We start from the raw sequence: 22,291 nt of genomic DNA, 5'->3' as shown, positions 1-22,291 counted from the left end.
ACGATGGTCGACAGCCCCGGACGGATCACGCTCTGGGGCGTCGAAGTGTTTGTCGCCACGGCCGAAGAGCGAAGCATCTCGGCTGCTGCGCGTCGATTGGGGGCCAGCCCCTCGGCCGTCAGCCAGCAATTGACCAATCTGGAAACCGCGATCGGGGCGACGCTGCTGCTGCGCAATGCGCGCCCCATTGGCCTGACACCGGCGGGCGAGATGTTCCGCCGCCGCGCCAGCACCATCCTGAACGAGGCCGCGCTGGCACGGGCCGAGCTGGCCAACGCCGATATGACCGCGCTGACCCGTCTGCGGCTGGGCGTGATCGAGGATTTCGAAGCCGATGTCACCCCCAGCCTTTTGACGGCGCTGGCGGGGCAATTGTCCGGCTGTCAATTTCTACTGGAAACCGGCGCTAGCCACAGCCTGCATGATCAACTGGACGCGCGCGGGCTGGATGTGGTTGTCGCTGCAGAAATGGGGGCCCATCCGGACTGGGCCGAGGCCTATCCGATCCTGACCGAGGGCTTTGTGGCCGTCGCGCCGGTCGGGCGGGTGCGTAAAACAGCGGACGTGCTGACGCAGCTGCAATCCCTGCCATTGGTGCAGTACACGACGCGGCACTATATGGGGCAGATGCTGGCCGCGCATTTGGCACGCCAGAACCTGACCTTGTCCCATCGGTTCGAGCTGGACAGCTATCATGCGATCCTGGCACTGGTCGCACAGGGCGCGGGCTGGTCGATCCTGCCGCCCCTGGCGTTGATGCGGGCGCGCCGGTTCTGGCCGGGCCTGGACGTGTTCGAGCTGCCCTTCACACAGCTGCACCGCACCATCACCGTCACCGCGCGCCAGGACATGCTGGGCGACATTCCGGCTCAGGTGGCGACGCAGTTAAACCCGATCCTGAAGGCCGAGGTGGTCACCCCGGCCATTCAGGCCTATCCGTTCATGCAAAACCTGCTGAAGCTGGTCTGATCAGGTGCCGTAGGCGCGCAGATTGCCCATCACGTCCTGCGCCGCGCGGATCAGCGCATCGGCGATCACGTCCAGTTCGGGCAGTTGCAGTCGCGCGGGCAGGCGGGTGTCGCAGGCCTTCATCAGCATCTCGCGGGTTTGCGGCAGGCTGGGCAGGTCCTCGATGAATTGCCAGTTCCAAAAGGCGCGGGCGTTGTCAGTGCTCAGCCCAAAGATCTGGACCTTGACGCCGCGCTTGGCTGCGGCCCCCTCGAAGGCGCGGACCTCGTCCTCGTTCATGCCGACCAGGTTGAACTGGATGGAATCGGGTGCACGCTCTTCGGGGTCCAGTTTTTCGGGGACTTCGATCCAGGGCGAGCCATTCAGTTTTTCGGCCACATAATCGTGGTTGCGCCGGCCATCGCGGACACGGCGGGCGACCTCGGCAATTTGCGGGCGCACGATGGCGGCGGACAGGTTGTTCAGGCGCAGGTTATACAGCGGCAGCTGGTTCTGCCAGCGGCCAAAAGCCTCGGCTAGCGCTTGCGCATCTTCGTCGGTCTGGCACTGGTGCTTTTTCCAGTTGTGTTCGTATGCGCCTGACATGATCACGGCGCGCGCCACGATATCGGGGTCATCGGTGATCATGATGCCGCCTTCGCCCGAATTCAGCAGCTTGTAGCTTTGGAAGGAAAAGCAACCGATCTTGCCGATGGTGCCGATTTTCTTGCCATGCCAGGTGGTGCCCAGCGAATGGGCGGCGTCTTCGATCACGGGGATGTCCCGCTCGGCGCACAGGGCCATGATCGCGTCCATATCCGAGGTATGCCCGCGCATATGGCTGATGATCACCGCGTCGATGTTGTCGTCCAGGCGGGTGGCGAAATCCTCGATATCCAGGCGGTAGTTTTCCCCCACTTCGGCCAGAACGGGCACGCAATCGGCATGCACGATCGACGAGGGCACAGCCGCGAAGGTAAAGGCCGGGATCAGCACACGTGCATCGCGGGGCAGGCCAAGCGCCTTCAGCGACAGGAACAGCGCGGCTGAACAGCTGGACACCGCCAGGGCGTATTTGCAGCCCATGAATTCGGCGAATTCCTTTTCCAGAAGCGACACAGGCGCGTTCTCCGGCGCGGTATAGCGGAACAGATCGCCAGATTGCAGCAGCCGCGCGATCTCGTCATGGGCGGCTGCAGGGATCGGTTCGGCGTCATACACGTTCGGAGGCAGTGTCATTTCGGAATTCCTGAATTCTGTTTTCAGTTTTGTTAAACGACTTTGAGCCGATCTCAAAATGAAATTCCGATGACGCAGGGATCATTTGCAGCGCCGTGTCGGCCGCGCCACCCGGCCTAGAGCCCCAATCGATCCCGCAACGCAAACCAGGTCATGGCCAACGTCATCAGCGGAGTCCGAAACGCAGCGCCCCCCGGAAAGGGAAGCGTCGGGATTTTCGCCATAGTATCAAAGCCTTCGCTGTCGCCCTGGATGGTTCGCGCCATCAACATGCCGGCATGGGTCGCCGTCCCGACCCCATGCCCCGAATAGCCCGAGGCCGACAGCACCGTTTTGCCCACCCGCGCCAGATACGGCAGGCGCTTCATGGTGATTCCCAAGGTGCCGCCCCAGGCATAATCGATCCGAACGTCCCGCAGATGCGGATAAATCTGCGTCATCGGTTTGCGCACCTTGGCCGCGATATCCTTGGGGAAGCGGTCGCCATAGCTTTCACCACCGCCAAACAGCAGCCGCCCATCATGGGACAGACGGAAGTAATTGACCACGAATTTGCTGTCCGCCACCGCGATGTCCTGCGTCAGCACCTTAGCAGCCTCGGCGCCCAAAGGCTCGGTCGCCGCGATGAAGTTGTTGATCGGCATCACCCGCGCGGCCACCTTGCGGTTCAACCCGCCCAAATACCCGTTGCACGCCAGAATGACGTGGTTGGCCTGGACCTGTCCCTGATCTGTGCGAACCGTGTTCGGCGCTCCTTCGACGATACCGTGTACGTGGGTGTTCTCAAAGATACGCACCCCGGCTTTGGCTGCCGCCTCAGCCAGTCCAAGCGCCAGGTTCAGCGGATGCAGATGCGCAGCGCCTTCGTCCAGCAGCCCCCCTTTGTAATCGGGCGAGGGGCATATCTCGTGAAACGCCTCGCGCGTCAGCGGGCGGATCTGATCATACCCATACGAGTCACGCATCTTCTCGGCATAGTCCTGCAAATGCGCGACATCACTGCGCGAGGACCCGGCCCAGGCAATACCAGGGCGCAGATGGCACGCGATCTGGTGACGTGTCACCAGGTCCTTGACCAATTGCTTGGCCTCTTCGCCCAGGCGCCATAGATGGCGCGCATCGTCCAGCCCGACCATCCTTTCCAGCGCATCCTGATCCTGCCGCTGCCCGCTGCCCAACTGTCCGCCATTGCGCCCCGAGGCCCCAAATCCGACCCGATGCGCCTCAAGCAGCACCACGTCCAACCCTGCTTCGGCCAGATGCAAGGCCGCCGACAGCCCCGTATACCCGGCACCAACCACGCAGACATCCGCTCGCGTTGTCCCTTTCAACATCTCAAACGAGGGACACGCATTGGCCGTGGCCGCATACCAACTGTCCGGGTACTGCCCGCGCACGTCATTCGCATACAGCAAGTTCATCTCAATCCCTTTCGTCTGCGCACCAACCCGAGCGCCCTGAAGGGCGCGAGATATCCAGCGCCGCCCGAAAGGGCGGCCCCTTTGGATCAACTGGAAATCAGACGTTCAGCAACAGGTGCTCGCGTTCCCAAGGGCTGATCACCTGAAGGAATTCGTCATATTCGGCGCGTTTCACGATGGAATAGACCCGCGCGAATTCCGGGTGCAGCAAGTCATGCAGATCCGTCGCCGCGTCGAACAGATCCAGGGCCTCGCCCAGCACGCGCGGCACGTCCTCGTGCCCGTCATAGGCGTCGCCCTTGAATTGTTTGTCGGGGCGCTTGCCCTCCAGCAGACCCAGATAGCCACAGGCAAGGCTGGCCGCGATGCCCAGATAGGGATTGCAATCCATCCCCGCCACACGGTTTTCCACTCGTCGCGCCTTGGGGCCTGACAGCGGCACGCGAATGCCCGTGGTGCGATTGTCACGCGCCCATTCCAGATTGATCGGCGCCGCGTGATCGCGCACATAGCGCCGGTACGAATTCACATAGGGCGCCAGCATCGCCATGGCTGCGGGCAAGTGGTTCTGCAACCCGGCGATAAAGTGGAAAAACGCATCTGTTTCCCCGCCTTGCGGCCCTGAAAAGATATTGCTGCCATCCTCGATATTCAGGATCGAGTGGTGGATATGCATCGCGCTGCCCGGCTCGTCGGCGATCGGCTTGGCCATGAAGGTCGCAAAGCAATCGTGGCGCAGCGCGGCCTCGCGGATCAGCCGTTTGAAGTAGAACACCTGATCAGCCAGCGCGACCGGATCTCCATGCAGCAGGTTGATTTCCAGCTGACCGGCGCCGCCTTCCTGCGTGATGCCGTCAATCTCCAGCCCCATGGCTTCGGCAAAATCATAGATGTCGTCGATCACCGGACCAAACTCATCCACGGCGGACATGGAATAGGCCTGACGTGCGGCCGCCGGTCGGCCCGAGCGCCCCATCATCGGCTCGATCTTCTTGGCCGGGTCCAGGTTGCGCGCGACCAGATAGAATTCCATTTCCGGGGCCACCACGGGTTCCCAGCCTTGTTTGCGGTACAGCTCGACCACGCGTTTCAGCACGTTGCGCGGGGCAAAGGGCACGGGGTCGTCATTGCGATCAAAGGCGTCATGGATCACTTGCAGCGTCCAGTCGCCTGTCCAGGGCGCGGCAGTGGCGGTGCTCATGTCCGGTTTCAGGGTCATGTCGCGCTCGATAAAGCCTTCTTCGCCCGCGGCCTCGCCCCAATCGCCGGTGATGGTCTGGTAAAAGATCGAATCTGGCAGGTGAAAATAGTCCTGGCGCGCAAATTTCGGTGCGGGCACGGCCTTGCCGCGCGCAATTCCGGGCAGGTCCGAGACGATGCACTCCACCTCGTCCAGCCGATGTTCCGCCAGGTATTCCTGTGCCGCTTGGGGCAGAGAATTCATCCAATCGCTCATATCTTCTCTCCCTTCAGGACCGATGCCATTTTGAGACTCATAGCGGCATTGTCCACAGGGTTTGGTAATTCCGTCGTTGCGTCCTTGATCAAAGGGGCGGGCACCACACCGGGCGCGCGCTGTTCCAACAGGGATTGGATTTCCGAGGCGGCGAATTCGGGATGCGGCTGGATGGTCAGGATATGGTCGCCATAGGCCAGGATGGCGTTTTCACAAAACGCGTTGCTGGCCAGAACACGAGAGCCTTCGGGGCGGGTGACAACCTGATCCTGGTGCCAGGCGTTCAGCTGCAAGCGCACGTCGCCCATGTCATAACTTTGACGGCCGATCGCCCAGCCACCATCGAATTTCACGACATGGCCGCCCAGGGCCTGCGCGATGATTTGATGGCCAAAACATATCCCGACCATGGGCAAGCCAGCGGCGGCAATCTGGCGGATCAGGGTTTCCAGCGGCTTGATCCAGGGATGATCTTCGTACACGCCATGTTTCGAGCCAGTGATCAGCCAGGCATCCGCCTGATCGGCCCCGTCGGGCAGCTCATTGTCGACCACGTTCCATGTGTGAAACACGAAGCCATGCCCGTCCAGAAGACGGGTGAACAGGGCCGAATAGTCGCCGGTGGTTTCCAACATCTCGTCCGGCAGATGGCCGGTTTGCAGGATTCCGATTTTCATACGTCACCATTTTCTTGGGTGGTCTGGCCCCCGGAATGGGACCAGATAGCGGCCAGTTGCCGGTCAGATACCGGTTCGACACTGGCCAGATAACGGACTGAGCCCGTTGCGGCAATGCAGCCTTGGTCGCGCGGCGGGGTCCCCCCGCCGTCAGACAGTGTCGAGGTAGATCTCGACTCTTTCCTCGGGTGTCAGTTCATCCATGTAGTGCAGCTCTTGGCGCTTGGTCAGAACGATGTTGCGGATCATCTCGGGGGCGAAGATGCGCTTGATATGTTCGCTGCCCTCAAAGGCATCGATGGCCGTGCCCCATTTGTCGGGGATATGTGGGATGTCCAGCGCATAGGCATTGCCGGTGATCGGCGCGGGCGGAGCCAGCTGATCCTCGATCCCGGTCAGCGCCGCGCCCAGAATGGCCGTCAGCAGCAGATAGGGGTTCACGTCCCCGCCGGCAACGCGGTGTTCCAACCGCCGGGCCTTGTGGCTGCCCGAGGGCACGCGGATCGCCGCCGTGCGGTTTTCATAGGCCCAGCTGATACCAGTAGGCGCATGCGCGCCAGGCACCATCCGGTCATAGCTGTTCCAATGGGGGGCAAAGATCAGCGTGCTGTCATGCATCGCCCGCAAACAGCCCGCGATGGCGTGATGCAGCATGGGTGTGCCCTTGTCGCCGCCATCGTCAAAGACGTTCTTGCCATCCTCATCAATCAGCGAAAAATGCGTGTGCAGGCCGGACCCGGCGTAATCCTCATAGGGTTTGGCCATGAACGAGGCGGCAAACCCGTGGCTGCGGGCCAATCCCTTGACCAGCATCTTGAACAGCCAGGCATCATCAGCAGCGCGCAAGGCATCGTCGCAATGCATCAGGTTGATCTCGAACTGGCCCAGACCGGCCTCGGAAATCGCGGTGTCGGCGGGGATGTCCATTTCCTCGCAGGCGTCATAGAGATCGGTAAAGAAGCTGTCGAAGGCATCCAGCGCGCGGATCGACAGGGTTTCAGCCCCCTTGCGCCGCTTGCCCGAGCGCGGGCTGACCGGGATACGCAGATCGCGGCCGGAATCGTCGATCAGGAAAAACTCCATCTCCATCGCGACCACGGGGGTCAGGCCGATGGCCTTGTAGCATTCCACGACGGCGCGCAGGGCGTGGCGCGGATCGCCGTCATAGGGGCGGCCATCGTCATCATACATCCACAGTGGCAGCAACGCGGTGGGGGCGGCCAGCCAGGGCATTGGCATAAAGCCACGCTCGGTCGGGCGCAGCACGCCATCAGCATCCCCGCTGTCAAACACCAGCGGGCTGTTCTCAATATCCTCGCCCCAGATGTCCAGGTTCAGCACGGACATGGGAAAGCGCGTGCCGTCCTCGACCACCTTATCGGCAAATCGCGTGGGCACGCGTTTGCCACGCGCCTGTCCGTTCAGATCTGCCGCCGCCACGCGGATGGTGCGCACCTCGGGGTGCTTTCTCAGCCAGTTGTTCATCTTCATGGTTCGATGAGGCCGTCCTTGCCGCGCAGACGCAAGCAATTCTTACCGCCAGCAGGCTTTGGAGGGGGCCATTGGTCCCTGATTGTTAAATTTTGATCAAATAATTGAGTGCGAACATTGGGCACAAAGTCACGCCAAAAGGGCGCAATGATGCGCAGCTAAATAATTTGATCAAATAATGGATACTACCGGATCAATCGCGGACGCAAGCGAATTTTACGCCGGTGTTGTTGGGGCAGGTGCCGGTTCAGCCGATGATTGATCAGCCCAAAGATGCCAACGATGACCAGGGTCAACAGAATGAAGTACCCGGCGAGGATCGGGTAGGGCACAAAAGGGTTAAAGGTTTTTTCAGCGAAATAGCTGGCATAATACAGCGCGTCGCCCTTCTGTCGCCACGCCGGAAAGCCCGAGAAAAACACCAGAACCGTGGCGTGAAACAGGAAAATCGCCTCGTTCGTATAGGCGGGCCAGGCCAGCCGTAGGGTCGTGGGCCAGGTGATGTGGCGGAACTTTTTCCAGCCGCTAAACCCATAGGCATCCGCGGCCTCCATGTCCCCCTTGGGGACCGAGCGCAGCGCGCCATAGAAAATCTCGCCCGAATAGGCGGCGGTGTTGAAAAACAGCACAATCAGCGCGCCCAGCCAGGCATCGGTGAACGGGGCGAACAGCGGAAACGCCTTTTTCAACGAAAGAAACAGGAAATAGCCAAAGAAGAACTGCACGAACAACGGCGAGCCCCGGAACACAAAGATGAACCACTCGGCCGGTTTGCGCAGCCAGCGGGATTGCGAATTCTTGGCTACGGCCAGCGCATTGGCCAGAAAGAAGCCAGCCAGCAGGGCCATGACCCCGAAATAGATGTTCCACAACATGCCCGAGCCAATCAGCGTCACCTGATGGCACAGCGTGAAATCGGTCTTGGGCAGCAGCCGTTCGCCGATCCCGATCGAGCGCAGCGCGTAGTCCTGGATGATCTGGACGCAGCTCATGCCTCGGCCCTCCGCTGGGCTTCACCGGCAGCGGTGGCTTGGCCGTGTGACAGACGTTTCATCAGTCGTTCCAGCGCCACCTCGGACACGCGGGTGAACCCAAGATAAAACACCAGCAGCCCCAGAAAATACCACATCCGCCAGTCAGGATGCGGATAGTCAGTAAAGCGCGGGGTCTTCGCCGCGCCCAGCTCGCGCGCCCAATAGACGATATCCTCGACCCCCAGCAGGAACAGCAGCGGCGTGGCTTTGATCAGCACCATCCACAAATTCGACAGGCCGGGCAGGGCATAGACCCACATCTGCGGCACCATCACGCGCCAGAAGGCCTGCCGTTTGGACATGCCATAGGCATAGGCCGTTTCCATCTGGGCATGGGGCACGGCCCGCATGGCCCCGAACAACACATTGGCCGCGAAGGCCCCGAAAACAATGGCAAAAGTCAGTACAGCCAGGGCAAAGCCATAGATCTCGTGTACCCATTGCGGGGCGTCCCCCAGCGGCAGTTTCGCAATGTTGCAGACCACGAAGTCATTGCCCTGCCGGATCGGATCAGACCAGTCGGGGCATTTCAGTTGATGGCGGATCCATTCAAACCCCTGATCCAGCGCGATCACGAAAAACAGGAAAAACGCGATGTCCGGAACGCCGCGCACGACCGAGATATAGATCTTGCCCAGCCAGCGCAGTGGCAGCACGGGCGATTTCGCCGCTGTCGCCCCAAAGAACCCGAACACCAATGCAGCGGGGGCGGTGATCGCCAGCAACAACAGCACCGTCCCGACCGAGTAGAACAGCATCATGTGCTTGTCCGTGGTCAGATAGCAGCTGAGCCAGCTCAGCCCCTCAAGCGTGGATGGGTCGGTGCAATAGGGAAACATAGTGCCGTCCGGATGGGGCAGGGGCGGTGCGCGCCCCCGCCTGTTGGATCAGAAGGTTTCGCCGATTTGCCACTTGGTGATCAGGGCGTTCAGCGTGCCGTCATCCTTCATCGATTGGATGGCCGCATCGAATTTGCCGCGCAGCTCGGCGTCGGATTTGCGGATGCCCATGCCGACACCGCCGCCGATCATTTCCTCTTGCTCCAGGAACATCAGGGCGTCATCTGCGGCCACATAGTCGGCCAGGCTGGCCTTGTCCGCCAGGATCGCGTCGGCCTCGCCGTTCACAACGGCGGCCAGGGCTTCGTCAACCGTGGCGAATTCGACCAGTTGCGCGCCCATCTCTGCGATGAATCCTGCCTGAATCGTGTTGGCCTGCGCCGCGATCACGCCGGTTTTGATATCCACATCCATGCTTAGAACCGCATAGGCCGAGGGATCGGGCTGCGTGTAAGCCTGTGTAAAGTCAATCTTTTCCATGCGTTCGGCTGTAATCGACATGCCAGCGATGATGGTGTCATAGTTGCCCGACACCAGGTTGGGGATGATCGAATCCCAATCGTTGGTCACCCATTCGCATTTCAGCTCGGCGCGGGCGCACAGCTCGTCGCCCAACTCGCGTTCGAACCCGTCAACTTCGCCATTGTCATTCAGATAGTTGAACGGAGGATAGGCGCCCTCGGTGCCCATACGGATGGTTTTTGCGTGGCTTCCCGCCATCGCCATGCCAGCCGACAGGGCCAGGATTGTGGTCGTTAGGATCAGTTTCTTCATGGTTCACTCCCGTTAGGTTGCGCGTTGGAAGGCCCGTTTCTCAGAAATGAGAGGTGACGGACAAAAATTGTTGCAGGCGTTCGGTTTTGGGCGCGCCGAACAGAATTTCGGGCGGGCCTTCTTCCTCGATCTTGCCTTGATGCAGGAATACGACGTGGCTGCTGACGTCATGGGCCATTTTCATGTCATGAGTGACGATCAGCATAGTGCGGCCTTCGGCAGCCAAGTCTTTGATAACTTTAACGACTTCTTGTTCCAGTTCGGGGTCCAGAGCGCTAGTGGGTTCGTCGAACAGGATGGCTTCGGGCTCCATGCACAGGGCGCGGGCGATGGCAGCGCGTTGCTGCTGGCCGCCGGACAGCTGGGCCGGATAGACATCGCATTTGTCCCCGATCCCGACCTTGTCCAGATAGGCGCGGGCTTTGGTTTCCACCTCGGCCTTGTCGCGGCCCAGGACGGTGACCGGGGCCTCCATCACGTTTTGCAGGATGGTCATATGGGCCCACAGATTGAACTGTTGGAACACCATGCTGAAGTTGGTGCGGATGCGCAGAACCTGTTTGGCATCGGCTGGCTGGCGGGCGTGGCCTTGGCCCTTCCATTTGACGGGTTCACCCTTGAACAGGATCTCGCCTTTCTGGCTGTCTTCCAGCAGGTTGGCGCAGCGCAGGATGGTGGATTTGCCTGACCCGGACGAGCCAATCAGCGAAACAACGTCTCCCCTATGCGCGGTGATATCCACGCCTTTAATGACTTCCAACGAGCCATAGGCTTTGAAAAGCCCTCGAATTTCGATGACTGGTTCCTTAGCGGACACGACGACCCTGTTTCTTGTTTCTTTCCTCCAGTAGGAAATTTTTTACCGAATGATGCAACTTTCAAACCGACGTTTTCGGGCGAAAAACGATTAGATTGACCTTCGGTCATGCAGAATGGGTCAGATATTCGTGCGTTTTAGCCGCGATTTTCAACGCGTTGACGGGCCAAAGCACTGTCGCGGTCGTTGATGCCCAGAAAATTGGCGACCATGCGCAGCAGCAAATCCTCGGCGTCATCGCGCACCCCATCGGCCAGAACCACCTGCCAAAGGGATTCGATGATGGCGGTGCGTGCTTCGAACGGCACGGCGTCTTTGATGGCGCGGGTGAAACGCACGGTGTCCGGGGCTTCGGATTCCAGGATTTCGGCCTGTTGCAGCAGGGTTTGCGCGGCCTCGGGGCCAAGCGCGTACCGCGTTTGCGCGATTTGCAGGATCAAGGCCCGCTCGTCACTGTCAAAATGCCCATCTGCGCGGGCGACCCGCACCAAAAGCGCACAAAGCGCCAGGCGCGCGTCATCATCGGGCAAAGGGGCGGGGCCGGGCTGCGTCAGCCGCTTCAAGAGATCTGCAAACATGACACCGATATAGGGGCTTTTGCGCGCCGCGCCAACAAACTCGGTTCAGGTCTTGTTGATCGATTGCGCCGCCTGGAACCGAGCTTGCTGACTATCGGCTTCGGACAGGCCCAGGGCCAGCTTGGTGCGATTGACAACGTCCAGCTCTTCGGGGCGTTCATGCCCGTCGGCCAAAGCGACCTGCCACATGGCCTCAAGCGTGGCCAAACGTTCGTTGAAATCCACCCCCTCGCGGATCATCTCCGAGAAGACGTCAATATGAGGCGCGTGCTGTTCCAGTTTTTCACAAAGCGCGCGCATCTTGGCGGCTTCGACCACGTTCAGGTCAAACCGCTGCGAGAAAATCCGGTCAATCCGTTGAATTTCATGGACATTATAGTTGAGGTCGGATTTCGCGACCCGCACCAGCAAGGCGCCCAAGGCCAGCTTTTCATCCGGCTCGGGCAATTCGGTGTCCTTGATGCCGCGGACAGATCTGAAAAGTTGCGCGAACATATCTTGAAGGCTAGGCGCAGAACTGATTCCGCGCAAATCGAAAAACCTTGATGCGCTGCACTGCGAACGCGGCGCTGTGGCTTCGGTGAAACACTGCGCTGACGCAGGGGAAGGCGCCTCAAACCGGTCACAATTCAGCCCAACTAATTCCCACAACCCTCAATAGAAGGTTAACTGAGTAGATACGCCAGAAGGAGTTCCGGCGATGAACCGGATGATTTCAAATGACTGGGACGACAAGCCCGCTGCGTTCAAACCGCAGGGATTGGACGAGGTCGCGCAGGCAGCCATTGCCTTTGACTGGGCTACAGGGGACATGCGCCAACTTGGGCGGCACATGTCCAAGATCGGGTTGGATCTTGCCACCGCTGTGCGGGTGTTCCTGAACGGAAACCCCCATCCTTTCAACCACATGGACCCCGACGAAGTGCCGTTGCAGGACAGCGCGCGTTGCTCGATGCTGGATTGTTTGCACAGCCGTATCAGCGCGGGTTTCTACCTGCCGGATCCTGATATCGGTCTTGCCCCGGTGCGTCACGAGGCGCAAACCTGGATCAACGCGCAACGGCGGGATCGCCAAGAGGGCCGCATGGGCCGTTGGGTGTTTGACGAGGCCAAATTCGAGGCCATTTCCGACAATGGTCCGCGCACGCTTGTGATGACACCCGAGCACGACAACCGCCCGACATTGCTGCGCATATTTATGGAGCCGATCTGGCGCTAATCCATTCCAAATAAAAGAAAAACGGGGCCTATCTGGCCCCGTTTTCTGTTAGACAAGCCTGGAGGTTTCCACGGCCGCGCGGACGAAGTCCTTGAACAGCGGGTGCGGATCAAACGGCTTGGATTTCAGTTCGGGGTGATATTGCACGCCAATGAACCAGGGGTGATCCGTCCATTCCACGATCTCGGGCAGGCGGCCATCGGGCGACATCCCCGAGAAGGTCAGCCCGCAGGCCTCCAGCTTTTCGCGGTACTTGATATCCACCTCATAGCGGTGACGGTGGCGTTCTTCGATCGCGGTGCCGCCATAGACCTTGGCCACGTTCGAGCCATCCGCCAAAACCGCATCATAGGCGCCCAGACGCATGGTGCCGCCCTTGTCGTCATCGGCTTTGCGCTTCACCTTGGCGTTGCCCTGCACCCATTCTTTCAGGTGATACACAACGGGTTCGAACCGCTTGCCGCCGGCCTCGTGATCGAACTCTTCCGAGCCCGCAGTGTCGATGCCAGCCACGTTGCGCGCGGCCTCGATCACGGCCATTTGCATGCCCAGACAGATGCCCAGATAGGGGATTTTCCGCGTACGGGCGAATTCGGCCGCTTTGATCTTGCCTTCGGTGCCGCGCTCGCCAAAGCCACCGGGGACCAGAATGGCGTGGAAGCCCTCCAGATGCGGCGCCGGGTCTTCGTTATCGAAGATTTCAGCATCCACCCATTCGACATTGACCTTGACCCGGTTGGCCATGCCGCCGTGGGTCAGGGCCTCTTTGATCGACTTATAGGCGTCTTCCAGCTGGATGTATTTGCCCACGATCGCCACCTTCACTTCGCCGTCGGCATTGTGGATGCGATCAACAACATCGTCCCATTTGGCCATGTCGGGCTTGGGCGCGGGCGAGATGCCGAACGCGTCCAGAACCGCCTGATCCAGACCTTCGTGGTGATAGGCCAGCGGGGCTTCGTAGATCGAGTTCAGGTCATAGGCGGCGATCACCGCGTCCTTGCGAACGTTACAGAACAGGGCGATTTTCTCGCGCTCTTTGTCCGGGATCGGCTGTTCGCTGCGGCAGACCAGCACGTCGGGCGCGATGCCGATGCTTTGCAATTCCTTGACGCTGTGCTGGGTCGGTTTGGTCTTCAGCTCGCCGCTGGCCGCCAGATAGGGCAGCAGCGTCAGGTGCATAAAGATACACTGGCCGCGCGGGCGGTCATGGGTGAACTGGCGGATCGCTTCAAAGAAGGGCAGGCCCTCGATATCGCCGACGGTGCCGCCGATTTCGCACAGCATGAAATCGACCTCGTCATCGCCGACGGCCAGGAAATCCTTAATCTCGTTGGTGACGTGGGGAACGACCTGAATGGTTTTGCCCAGGTAATCGCCGCGACGCTCTTTTTCCAGAACGTTGGAATAGATTCGCCCCGAGCTGACCGAGTTGGTGTTGCGCGCGGGCACGCCGGTGAAACGTTCGTAATGACCCAGGTCCAGATCGGTTTCGGCACCATCGTCGGTGACGAACACCTCGCCATGTTCAAACGGGCTCATGGTGCCTGGATCGACGTTAAGATAGGGGTCCAGCTTGCGTAGGCGGACCGAAAAACCGCGCGCTTGCAACAACGCTCCAAGGGCAGCTGAAGCCAACCCCTTGCCCAGCGAGGACACAACACCACCAGTGATGAAGATATAACGAGCCATGTCGGCTTCTCCCGTGATTTTCGCCTGGCATTTTGCCAAAACCTGCGCCCCTACGGTTCCAAAAAAACCGTAGCACCACGGGACTCAAGCCTTACTAGATTCGCAAATATAACGCAAGACGACCGCAAGATGCTGTTGCGGTCGTCCGCGAAATTTCAAGGTGTTGTGGTTAGTCCGCGCGGGGAACCAGCGGGCCGGTATCACCAGCCGATGGCGGCAGCAGGTCATTGCCGGGCTGCGTTTCCTCGGGGGCGGTCTCTTCGGTGGTGGTGCCACCCAGACGATCCAGAACCGAGCTGCCCGCGGTTTTTTCCGTCGCGATGACGGTCAGCGCCAACGAGGTACAGATGAACCCAGCGGCCAGAACCCAGGTAACCTTGCTCAGCGCAGTCGCAGCCGAGCGTGTCGCAACGGCCCCACCGCCGCCACCGATTCCAAGACCACCGCCCTCGGACCGTTGCAAAAGCACGATGCCGATCAGCGCCAGCGCCAGAAGAAGGTGGATGATAAGGACGACGTTTTCCATTGGGGCCTGCCTGAGATGTCTTTCCGCGTCTATTTAGGGAAAAGCCCCGTCCCCCGCAACCCGCCTTTGTCATTCTGCGCGGGCAGAGATCAGGAAAAGCTACTCTTCGACATCATCCATGTCGTATTGGCCGGTCAATTGCCGCCGGATCAGGCTCCAGCTCAGGCCAATGCCCAGAACGATGGACAGCGCGAAAATCCCCAGCCAGGTGTTCATGCGCTGGTTTTCCAGGTCCAGCAGGCCGAAATCATACAGCACCCACAGCAATGCGCCGACAATGGCCATCACCAGAAACATGCCGAAGGCTCCGATCGAACGCAGGGTGGCGCGCAGATAGATAATATAGCCCACCAGCAGCAACAGCCCCAGCAGCACCGCCATAGGCAGCTGGTCGGAATAGTTCTTGCTGACCCATTTGGCATAGTTAAAGCCGGTCGGGTTATAGGTCAGTGAAAGCAGAATGAACGCCATCAACCATCGAAGAAAGAAGCCCATCTGACCCCTCGGTGCTGCAAGAAACGTGACTATCTGCCAATATGGATCGCGCAAAGCGCCGCTGCTGTCCAGCCCTGCGGCGAATTTGAGGTTTCACACCGGGGCCGGTGCATATATACGGGCGCGGGTTTGATCCACATTTGAAAGAGGACCAGCAATGGCAAACGTCGTCGTCGTCGGCGCCCAATGGGGCGATGAGGGTAAAGGCAAGATCGTGGATTGGCTGTCGGAACGCGCCGACGTGATCGCGCAATTCCAAGGCGGCCACAATGCCGGGCACACGCTGGTGATCGACGGCAAGGTCTACAAACTGCACGCGCTGCCCTCGGGTGTTGTGCGCGGCGGGAAACTGTCGGTGATCGGCAATGGCGTGGTGCTGGACCCCTGGCACTTGGTCAATGAAATCGCCACCGTCCGCGAACAGGGCGTCGAGATCAACGCCGACACGCTGATGATCGCGGAAAACACCCCGCTGATTCTGCCGATCCACGGCGAGCTGGACCGCGCCCGCGAAGAGGCCGCCAGCAAAGGCACCAAGATCGGCACCACCGGCCGCGGCATCGGCCCCTGCTACGAAGACAAGGTAGGCCGCCGCGCCATTCGCGTGGCCGATCTGGCGGACGAGGCCACCCTGGAGGCCCGCGTGGACCGCGCCCTGCAGCACCACGATCCGCTGCGCAAAGGTCTGGGCATTGAACCCGTCGACCGCGACGCGCTGCTGACCCAACTGAAAGAGGTCGCCAAGGAAATCCTGCCCTTCGCCGCGCCCGTCTGGAAAGTGCTGAACGAGAAACGCAAATCCGGCAAACGCATCCTGTTCGAAGGTGCGCAGGGTGCCTTGCTGGACATTGATTTTGGCACCTATCCCTTCGTGACCTCCTCGAACGTGATTGCCGGTCAGGCCGCGACGGGTGTGGGCATCGGCCCCAACTCGATCGATTACGTGCTGGGCATCGTGAAGGCCTATACCACCCGTGTGGGCGAAGGCCCGTTCCCGACCGAGCTGGATGACGCTGACGGTCAGCGCCTGGGCGAGCGTGGCCATGAATTTGGCACCACCACTGGCCGCAAACGCCGTTGTGGCTGGTTTGACGCCGCCCTGGTCCGTCAGACCTGCGCAGTGAACGGGATCAACGGCATCTCGCTGACGAAACTGGATGTGCTGGACGGGTTCGAGACCCTGAAAATCTGCGTCGGCTATGAACTGGATGGCGAGCGTCTGGATTACCTGCCCACCGCCGCTGATCAGCAGGCCCGCTGCAAACCGATCTACGAGGAAATTCCCGGCTGGTCGGAATCCACCGAAGGCGCGCGCAGCTGGAACGATCTGCCGGCCAACGCGGTGAAATACGTCCGCCGCGTCGAAGAGCTGATCGAGTGCCCCGTCGCCCTGCTGTCCACCAGCCCCGAGCGTGACGACACCATCCTTGTCACCGACCCGTTCGCTGACTGATGGCGCTGAGCTATAAAACCCGCCGCCGTCTGGCGCTGCTGATCCTGCTGGTCGGCCTGCCGCTGTATATCGCGGCGGCGTGGTGGGTGACGTCCTTGTTTGAGAGGCCCTCGTTGCTGATCGAGCTGGCCATCTATGTGGCGCTGGGTTTCATCTGGGCGCTGCCGTTCAAGTTCATCTTCAGAGGGGTCGGCCAGGCCGATCCCGACGCGCCGCGCGATCAGGACTGATCCCGCAGCAACTGGCTCATGACAGCGCGCCGCTCGGCCTCGATAGGGGCAGGGCGGCGCGTTTCTCGATCCACATAGACATGCGTGAAATGCCCCATGGCCGAGGCAGCGTCTTCGTCATTGCGAAACAGCCCCACCTGATACGTGACCGAGCTGTTTCCCAGTTTCACGATCCGCAGCCCCGCCGTGATCCGGTCAGGAAAACGCATTTCCGCAAAATACTGACACCCGGTTTCCACCACCAAGCCGATGGTCGGACTGGTCAGCGGGTCCAGCAGGCCCTTGTCCACCAGCCAGCCGTTCACCGCCGTATCAAACAACGAATAATGCACCACGTTGTTCATATGGCCGTAGATGTCATTATCGATCCAGCGGGTTTGCAGCGGGTAGAAATCGGCATAATCGGCGCGGGTGTCTCGGGGGGATTTGGGCATCTGGTTGATCCACGTTCTGTTGGTGCCCCCAGTTTTGAACAGATCCGCGCGCGGGGCCAGCCCTGCGTTACGTCACAGCCCCCAAGGCACAAAAAACGCGCCGGCAGGTCCCGACCCACCGGCGCGCATTTCGGCTGATCACGGGAGGAGTCAGCCGCCGTGTTTCTTGATCAGGGCCTTGGCTTGCTCGATCAGAGCGTTGCCGTCGATTCCCTTCTCGTCCATCTCGGCCACCCAGCGGTCAATCACCGGCTGCGAGGCCGCCTTAAATCGCGCCACTTCCTCGGCAGAGAGCTGAACAATGTTATTGCCAGCCTTCTCGGCGATGGCCCGGCCTGGCACGTCCTTGTCCCACATGATCTGCGAGGCAAATTCAGACAGTTTCAGACCCAATTCGGCATCAATGGCCGCACGGATATCGGCGGGCAGGCTGTCATATTTGGCCTTGTTCATCACCATGATGATGGTCGCCGTATACAGCGCCTCGTCCCCGGTGAATTCGGTGTGGTTGTCCACCAGTTCAGACAGTTTGATGGCCGGTGTGACCTCCCACGGGATCACGGTGCCGCTGACCACACCCTTGGACAGGGCCTCGGGGATGGCGGGCAGGGGCATGCCAACCGGGGTCGCGCCCAGTTCTTTCAGCATGTCGTTGATCACACGGGTCGGGCCGCGCAGTTTCAGGCCCGACATGTCCTCGACCTTGGTGACGGGGCGGCTGGCGTGGATCACACCGGGGCCATGCACCCAGGCGCCCAGAACTTTCACGTCCTTGTATTCGCCGTCCTGCAGGTCGGTTTCCACCAGTTCCTGGAATGCCTTCGAGGTCGCCACGGGGCTGGTCATCATAAAGGGCAGCTCGAACACTTCGGTCTTAGGGAAGCGCCCGGGCGTATAGCCCACAACGGTCATGACGATATCGGCCACACCATCAATGGCCTGATCCATCAGGGCTGGGGGGCGTCCTCCCAGCGCCATCGCGTCATAATGTTCGATCTTCAGCTTGCCACCGGTGGCCTCCTCCACCCGTTGCGCCCAGGGCTTCAGGATGTGCTTGGGCACGGTCGCGGGCGGCGGCAAAAACTGGTGCAGCCGCAGGGTCACGTCCTGCGCAAAGGCCAGGCTGGGCGACAGCCCGGCGGCAATCGCGGCTGCGGCCACGGTTTTCAGAATGTTACGTCTTTTCATTGGTTTCCTCCCTGAACGTACAATGAAACTTAGTTGAGTGTGACCGGCAGGCTTAGCGGGCCACGGAACGCAAATCCCCAGAATTTGGCCTGTTCGGGATCAGGCAAGCTCATGTTCGGGAATCTGTCGAACAGCATTGGCAGCATGATCTGTGCCAGCATCCGTCGGGCGATATGGGTGCCCTGACAGAAATGCGGCCCGTTCCCAAAGGCTTGGTGCTGGGTTTTGGGCCGAAAGATGTTGTAGATTTCGGGGTTTTCGTACAGGTCTTCGTCATGACAGGCCGAGGCCTGGACGGTCATCAACACCTCGCCTTTGGAGATGTGCAGCCCCCGGAATTCGGTGTCCTCGTTGGCGACGCGGTTGCTGACCTGAATCGGGGCGACCCAACGCACGCCTTCCTCGAAGGCCGCATCCCACAGGTTGTCGGCCACGCAGGCCGCGCGCTGGTCGGGGTTGGTCAGCAATCCATACAGGATGGTCAGCAGAGCGTCGCGCGGCTCGTTGATACCGCCGCCAATGGCGATCTTAACGTTGGCATAGATCTGGCTGGTCGGAATGGGGTCTTGGGCATTCACCATGGCCGACAGCGCCGAGGCATCGGGCTCTGCCTTGACCCGCTCGGCGCATTTGTCGAACAGGGCATTCATTTCCTCGTTGGCGGCATCCGACAGGGCGAACAGCTCGGGATCGTTGCCGAAATTGCCCGCGCCATCGATCAGCGTTTGCGACCAGCGGATCATATCCGCGTCCGAGGCCTCGGGGATGCCCAGAAGATGCGTCAGGCAGCGCGCCGCATAGGGGGCGGCCAGAGCGCCGAACAGATCCACGGTTTCACCGCGGGGCAGGCGAGCGACATATTCCTCGGCCACCTTGGTGTATTTTTCCTGCCAGCAGCCCTTGATCAGGCGCGGGGCAAAGGCCGGGGCCATGGCGTTGCGCTCGGCTTTGTGTTCGGCGCCATCCTTGCGCATCAGCGTATGCGCCTGGAACGCGCGCTGCATGGGGGTGCGCGGATCGTTCGAGCTGAACAGCTCCCAATCTTCCTTGGCGCGCTTGGTGTCGGTGGCCTTGGTCAGCATGATGCGATTGATGCTGGGCACCCGCACCACCGGCGTTTCGGCCCGCAATTTGCGATAGATCGAATACGGATCACGGATCAGCTGATCAATGGTGATATCGGTGTTGACCGGCACTGCGGACAGGGTCGCGGTGGTCATTTCTCCTCCTCCCAAAGTCGAAAATGTCGCACCAGCCTAATGACAGGTTTGACATTGGGCAATCCGATGACTTTGATAGCGTCAATCGAAAAATTAGATGGTGATGAGCATGACCGCAGACCCGCTGAACATCGATTTTGCCGCCCTCAGAACGCTGCGGCTTGTCCATGGGCATGGCAGTTTCTCGCGCGCAGCCGAAAGCCTGGGGGTCACCCAATCGACGGTCAGCTATGCGGTGGCCCGCCTGCGCGAGACCTTCAAGGATCCGCTATTCGTGCGCCAGGGGGCCGGGATTGTCCCGACCGAGCGATGCACCGAGATCGTCACCCAATCCAGCGAGCTGCTGGACCGGTTCGAGGCCCTGACCGCCCCGCGCGATTTTGATCCGGCTGTGGCGGCGCTTGAAATCGGGATCAGCTGCAATTTTTATGAACGCGTCACCTTGCTGCCCGAGGTCATCCGCATTCTGCGCCGCGACGCGCCGGGGATGAAGCTGCGGATCATCTCGTCCACGGTGCGGGGCAAGGAACAGCTGGTGCGCTCGGAATCCGATATCCTGATCGGCCCCATTCAGATCGAAGACGTGGGGTATTTCCGTCGCTCGCTGATGACCGACGAATATGTCTGCGTGATGGATGTCGACAATCCGTTGGCGGGGCAGGTGATGGACAAGGAAACCTGCGTCAGCGCGCCTCAGATCGTGGTGAATTACGGGGGGAATTTCCGGTCGCGGTTCCTGGTGGTGATGGAGGCACAGGGCTATTTTCCCAACGCGGTTATCGAGGTCCCAAGCCCGGCCAATCTGGCCGATTTGTTGCAGGGAACGGACCTGATCGCCACCATTCCGGCCCGGATGGCGCGCAGCTTTGGGGACCGGGTGGCGGTGGTCCCGTGCCCGTTTTCGGCCGAGATCAGCATTGATCTGTTCTGGACGGCGCGCACACAGGTTTCAGCGCCTCATGTCTGGCTGCGCTCGGTCATTGCCGAGGCGGCCAACCGGTTGGTGGCGCGGGAAAAGGCCAGCTAAGAGCCTGCGGGGATTTGCATTCGGGCTGGTTTGCTCTATTGACCAAAGAATTCCGTCACACACCAACCCGATGGGGGTTCCATGTCCGTTTCGATGATGTCGACCTTTGTGAAACCGATGCACCCGGAGGGGCGCAAATTCGTGGCCATCGCCGCGGCGATCACGCTGGTCCTGTTCTGGATCTGGGCGCCTCTGGGTTGGATCGGCACCGGTATCACCGTTTGGGTTTACTATTTCTTTCGGGACCCCGAGCGCGTCACACCTCAGCGCCCTGGCCTGATGGTGTCGCCCGCCGATGGGGTCATTTCGCTGCTGGAACCTGCTGTGCCCCCGGCCGAGCTGGGCCTGGGCGATCAGCCAATGACGCGGATTTCGGTGTTCATGTCGGTGTTTAACTGCCACGTGAACCGCATCCCGCACGAGGGCACGGTCACCACCGTTGCCTATCGCCCCGGCAAATTTCTGAATGCCTCGCTGGACAAAGCCTCCGAGGACAACGAGCGCAATGGTCTGACCGTGCAAATCGCAGATGGCCGCGAATATGGCGTGGTGCAGATCGCTGGCCTGGTCGCGCGTCGCATCCTGTGCTGGACCGACGAGGGGACGCACAAGGGCCGCGGCGAACGTTTTGGCCTGATCCGCTTTGGCTCGCGTTTGGATATCTATCTGCCCGAAGGCGTCGGTCCGCTGGTCGAGATTGGCCAGACCATGATCGCGGGCGAAACCGTTCTGGCCGATCTGGGCATCGTGAGCGAGGCCTGACGCATGAAACCTTTCGCCCCTCGCAACGGTGATCGAGACCGCGTGCCCTTCCTGTTGCTGCTGCCCAATATGGTGACGCTGGCGGGAATGTGCCTGGGGCTAACCTCGATCCGGTTTGCGATGGACGAACGGTTCGGTTTTGCCGTGGCGCTGATTTTCCTGGCGGTTCTGATGGATGGCCTGGATGGCCTGCTGGCACGCCGTCTGCGGGCGACCTCGAATTTCGGCGCCGAGCTGGATTCGCTGTCCGATTTCCTGTGCTTCGGCGTCGCTCCGGGGATTTTGCTGTATAAATTCATGCTGGAACCACTGGGCAGTCTGGGCTGGATGTTCGTGCTGATCCTGGCGGCCGCAGCCTGTCTGCGTCTGGCCCGTTTCAACGTGATGCGCGGCGCCGGGGCCGACGAAGAGGTCACCACCAAAGACGACAAAACCCATTTTGTCGGCGTGCCCGCACCCGCCGGGGCCTTGTTGGCGCTGCTTCCCTTGTTCGCGGTTCAGGCCGGGGTGCTGAGCCCGCAAACGCCCGCACTGCTGGTTGCGTTCTGGTTGGGGCTGGTGGCTCTGCTGATGGTGTCCAGCCTGAAAACCCTGTCGCCCAAAACCCTGCGCATTCCGCGCGGGTTGGTCGTGGTGATCATGTTCACGCTGGTGGTTGGAATCGGCCTGATGTTCAGCCAGCCGTGGTTGCTGCTGGTGGGGGTCGATCTGATCTATCTTGGGGTGCTGCTGCACGCGGTGGTCAAAGCGCGCGGCCGGATCTTTGGGTAA

24 protein-coding genes are annotated in these 22,291 nt (G+C 60.6%); 7 read left to right on the top strand and 17 right to left on the bottom strand.

Annotation, left to right across the window (positions count from 1 at the left end):
* Positions 1-3: 3 nt before the first annotated feature.
* Positions 4-969, top strand: a complete 966-nt coding sequence (locus tag ACXADQ_RS20420; protein WP_475325855.1) for a LysR family transcriptional regulator — start codon at positions 4-6, stop codon at positions 967-969.
* Here ACXADQ_RS20420 and ACXADQ_RS20415 read toward each other — a convergent pair whose 3' ends face one another.
* From ACXADQ_RS20415 to ACXADQ_RS20365, 11 genes are all read right to left on the bottom strand, one after another.
* On the bottom strand, positions 970-2,187 hold the full coding sequence (locus ACXADQ_RS20415) for a DegT/DnrJ/EryC1/StrS family aminotransferase (RefSeq protein WP_475325851.1): 1,218 nt from the start codon (positions 2,185-2,187) through the stop codon (positions 970-972).
* A gap of 116 nt (positions 2,188-2,303) precedes the next feature.
* Positions 2,304-3,608: an NAD(P)/FAD-dependent oxidoreductase gene (locus ACXADQ_RS20410; protein ID WP_475325847.1), complete on the bottom strand. Its 1,305-nt coding sequence runs from the start codon at positions 3,606-3,608 to the stop codon at positions 2,304-2,306.
* A 97-nt stretch (positions 3,609-3,705) separates the two neighbouring features.
* On the bottom strand, positions 3,706-5,064 hold the full coding sequence (locus ACXADQ_RS20405; RefSeq protein WP_475325843.1) for a glutamine synthetase family protein: 1,359 nt from the start codon (positions 5,062-5,064) through the stop codon (positions 3,706-3,708).
* On the bottom strand, positions 5,061-5,741 hold the full coding sequence (locus tag ACXADQ_RS20400; protein ID WP_475325840.1) for a type 1 glutamine amidotransferase: 681 nt from the start codon (positions 5,739-5,741) through the stop codon (positions 5,061-5,063). Before ACXADQ_RS20400 ends, ACXADQ_RS20405 begins: the two co-directional genes overlap by 4 nt.
* A gap of 150 nt (positions 5,742-5,891) precedes the next feature.
* A complete protein-coding gene (locus ACXADQ_RS20395) occupies positions 5,892-7,226 on the bottom strand; it encodes a glutamine synthetase family protein (protein WP_475326112.1) in 1,335 nt (444 codons plus the stop codon).
* A gap of 191 nt (positions 7,227-7,417) precedes the next feature.
* Positions 7,418-8,224, bottom strand: a complete 807-nt coding sequence (locus tag ACXADQ_RS20390; protein ID WP_475325836.1) for an ABC transporter permease — start codon at positions 8,222-8,224, stop codon at positions 7,418-7,420.
* A complete protein-coding gene (locus tag ACXADQ_RS20385; RefSeq protein ID WP_475325833.1) occupies positions 8,221-9,105 on the bottom strand; it encodes an ABC transporter permease in 885 nt (294 codons plus the stop codon). Before ACXADQ_RS20385 ends, ACXADQ_RS20390 begins: the two co-directional genes overlap by 4 nt.
* 48 nt (positions 9,106-9,153) lie before the next feature.
* The gene (locus ACXADQ_RS20380; RefSeq protein ID WP_475325830.1) at positions 9,154-9,879 is read right to left on the bottom strand and encodes a transporter substrate-binding domain-containing protein; all 726 of its coding nucleotides are present in this window, start codon (positions 9,877-9,879) and stop codon (positions 9,154-9,156) included.
* Positions 9,880-9,919: 40 nt separating this feature from the next.
* Positions 9,920-10,696 (bottom strand): ABC transporter ATP-binding protein, encoded by a 777-nt coding sequence (locus ACXADQ_RS20375; protein ID WP_475325828.1) that lies wholly within the window; start codon positions 10,694-10,696, stop codon positions 9,920-9,922.
* Positions 10,697-10,833: 137 nt separating this feature from the next.
* On the bottom strand, positions 10,834-11,274 hold the full coding sequence (locus ACXADQ_RS20370; RefSeq protein WP_475325823.1) for a tellurite resistance TerB family protein: 441 nt from the start codon (positions 11,272-11,274) through the stop codon (positions 10,834-10,836).
* A gap of 45 nt (positions 11,275-11,319) precedes the next feature.
* Positions 11,320-11,721, bottom strand: coding sequence for a tellurite resistance TerB family protein (locus ACXADQ_RS20365; RefSeq protein WP_475325820.1), 402 nt, complete (start codon positions 11,719-11,721; stop codon positions 11,320-11,322).
* A gap of 253 nt (positions 11,722-11,974) precedes the next feature.
* Here ACXADQ_RS20365 and ACXADQ_RS20360 point away from each other — a divergent pair, with 253 nt between their 5' ends.
* Positions 11,975-12,493 carry a hypothetical protein gene (locus tag ACXADQ_RS20360; protein ID WP_475325816.1) on the top strand — a complete coding sequence of 173 codons (519 nt, stop codon included), beginning with the start codon at positions 11,975-11,977 and terminating at the stop codon, positions 12,491-12,493.
* 48 nt (positions 12,494-12,541) lie between these two features.
* Here the strand turns inward: ACXADQ_RS20360 and ACXADQ_RS20355 are convergent, their stop codons facing one another.
* From ACXADQ_RS20355 to ACXADQ_RS20345, 3 genes are all read right to left on the bottom strand, one after another.
* Complete coding sequence (locus tag ACXADQ_RS20355) at positions 12,542-14,185, bottom strand: CTP synthase (protein WP_475325814.1); 1,644 nt, start codon at positions 14,183-14,185, stop codon at positions 12,542-12,544.
* A gap of 169 nt (positions 14,186-14,354) precedes the next feature.
* Positions 14,355-14,711, bottom strand: coding sequence for a preprotein translocase subunit SecG (secG, locus tag ACXADQ_RS20350; RefSeq protein WP_475325810.1), 357 nt, complete (start codon positions 14,709-14,711; stop codon positions 14,355-14,357).
* Positions 14,712-14,810: 99 nt separating this feature from the next.
* Entirely contained in the window at positions 14,811-15,206 is a 396-nt protein-coding gene (locus tag ACXADQ_RS20345) for a DUF6524 family protein (protein ID WP_475325808.1), read from the bottom strand.
* 157 nt (positions 15,207-15,363) lie between these two features.
* Here ACXADQ_RS20345 and ACXADQ_RS20340 point away from each other — a divergent pair, with 157 nt between their 5' ends.
* The gene (locus ACXADQ_RS20340; protein ID WP_475325807.1) at positions 15,364-16,659 is read left to right on the top strand and encodes an adenylosuccinate synthase; all 1,296 of its coding nucleotides are present in this window, start codon (positions 15,364-15,366) and stop codon (positions 16,657-16,659) included.
* Positions 16,659-16,889, top strand: coding sequence for a DUF2842 domain-containing protein (locus ACXADQ_RS20335; RefSeq protein WP_475325806.1), 231 nt, complete (start codon positions 16,659-16,661; stop codon positions 16,887-16,889). Before ACXADQ_RS20340 ends, ACXADQ_RS20335 begins: the two co-directional genes overlap by 1 nt.
* Here ACXADQ_RS20335 and ACXADQ_RS20330 read toward each other — a convergent pair.
* The 3 genes from ACXADQ_RS20330 to ACXADQ_RS20320 all read right to left on the bottom strand — a co-directional run bounded on the left by ACXADQ_RS20330 (position 16,880) and on the right by ACXADQ_RS20320 (position 19,731).
* Complete coding sequence (locus ACXADQ_RS20330; RefSeq protein ID WP_475325803.1) at positions 16,880-17,323, bottom strand: acyl-CoA thioesterase; 444 nt, start codon at positions 17,321-17,323, stop codon at positions 16,880-16,882. The two genes, ACXADQ_RS20335 and ACXADQ_RS20330, sit on opposite strands and share 10 nt — an antisense overlap.
* A 150-nt stretch (positions 17,324-17,473) precedes the next feature.
* Positions 17,474-18,511, bottom strand: a complete 1,038-nt coding sequence (locus ACXADQ_RS20325; protein WP_475325799.1) for a TRAP transporter substrate-binding protein — start codon at positions 18,509-18,511, stop codon at positions 17,474-17,476.
* Between the two features lie 29 nt (positions 18,512-18,540).
* On the bottom strand, positions 18,541-19,731 hold the full coding sequence (locus ACXADQ_RS20320; protein WP_475325796.1) for a cytochrome P450: 1,191 nt from the start codon (positions 19,729-19,731) through the stop codon (positions 18,541-18,543).
* Between the two features lie 109 nt (positions 19,732-19,840).
* On the opposite strand from ACXADQ_RS20320, the gene ACXADQ_RS20315 reads away from it, so the two are divergent.
* The 3 genes from ACXADQ_RS20315 (at position 19,841) to ACXADQ_RS20305 (ending at position 22,291) form a co-directional block, all read left to right on the top strand.
* On the top strand, positions 19,841-20,758 hold the full coding sequence (locus tag ACXADQ_RS20315) for a LysR family transcriptional regulator (protein WP_475325793.1): 918 nt from the start codon (positions 19,841-19,843) through the stop codon (positions 20,756-20,758).
* Positions 20,759-20,839: 81 nt separating this feature from the next.
* Complete coding sequence (locus tag ACXADQ_RS20310) at positions 20,840-21,520, top strand: phosphatidylserine decarboxylase (RefSeq protein ID WP_475325791.1); 681 nt, start codon at positions 20,840-20,842, stop codon at positions 21,518-21,520.
* 3 nt (positions 21,521-21,523) lie between these two features.
* Positions 21,524-22,291 (top strand): CDP-alcohol phosphatidyltransferase family protein, encoded by a 768-nt coding sequence (locus ACXADQ_RS20305; RefSeq protein ID WP_475325788.1) that lies wholly within the window; start codon positions 21,524-21,526, stop codon positions 22,289-22,291.

The sequence above is a fragment of the Thalassovita sp. ABM4_323 genome (genome assembly GCF_056158665.1).
This window is presented reverse-complemented; position numbering and strand designations above follow the sequence as displayed.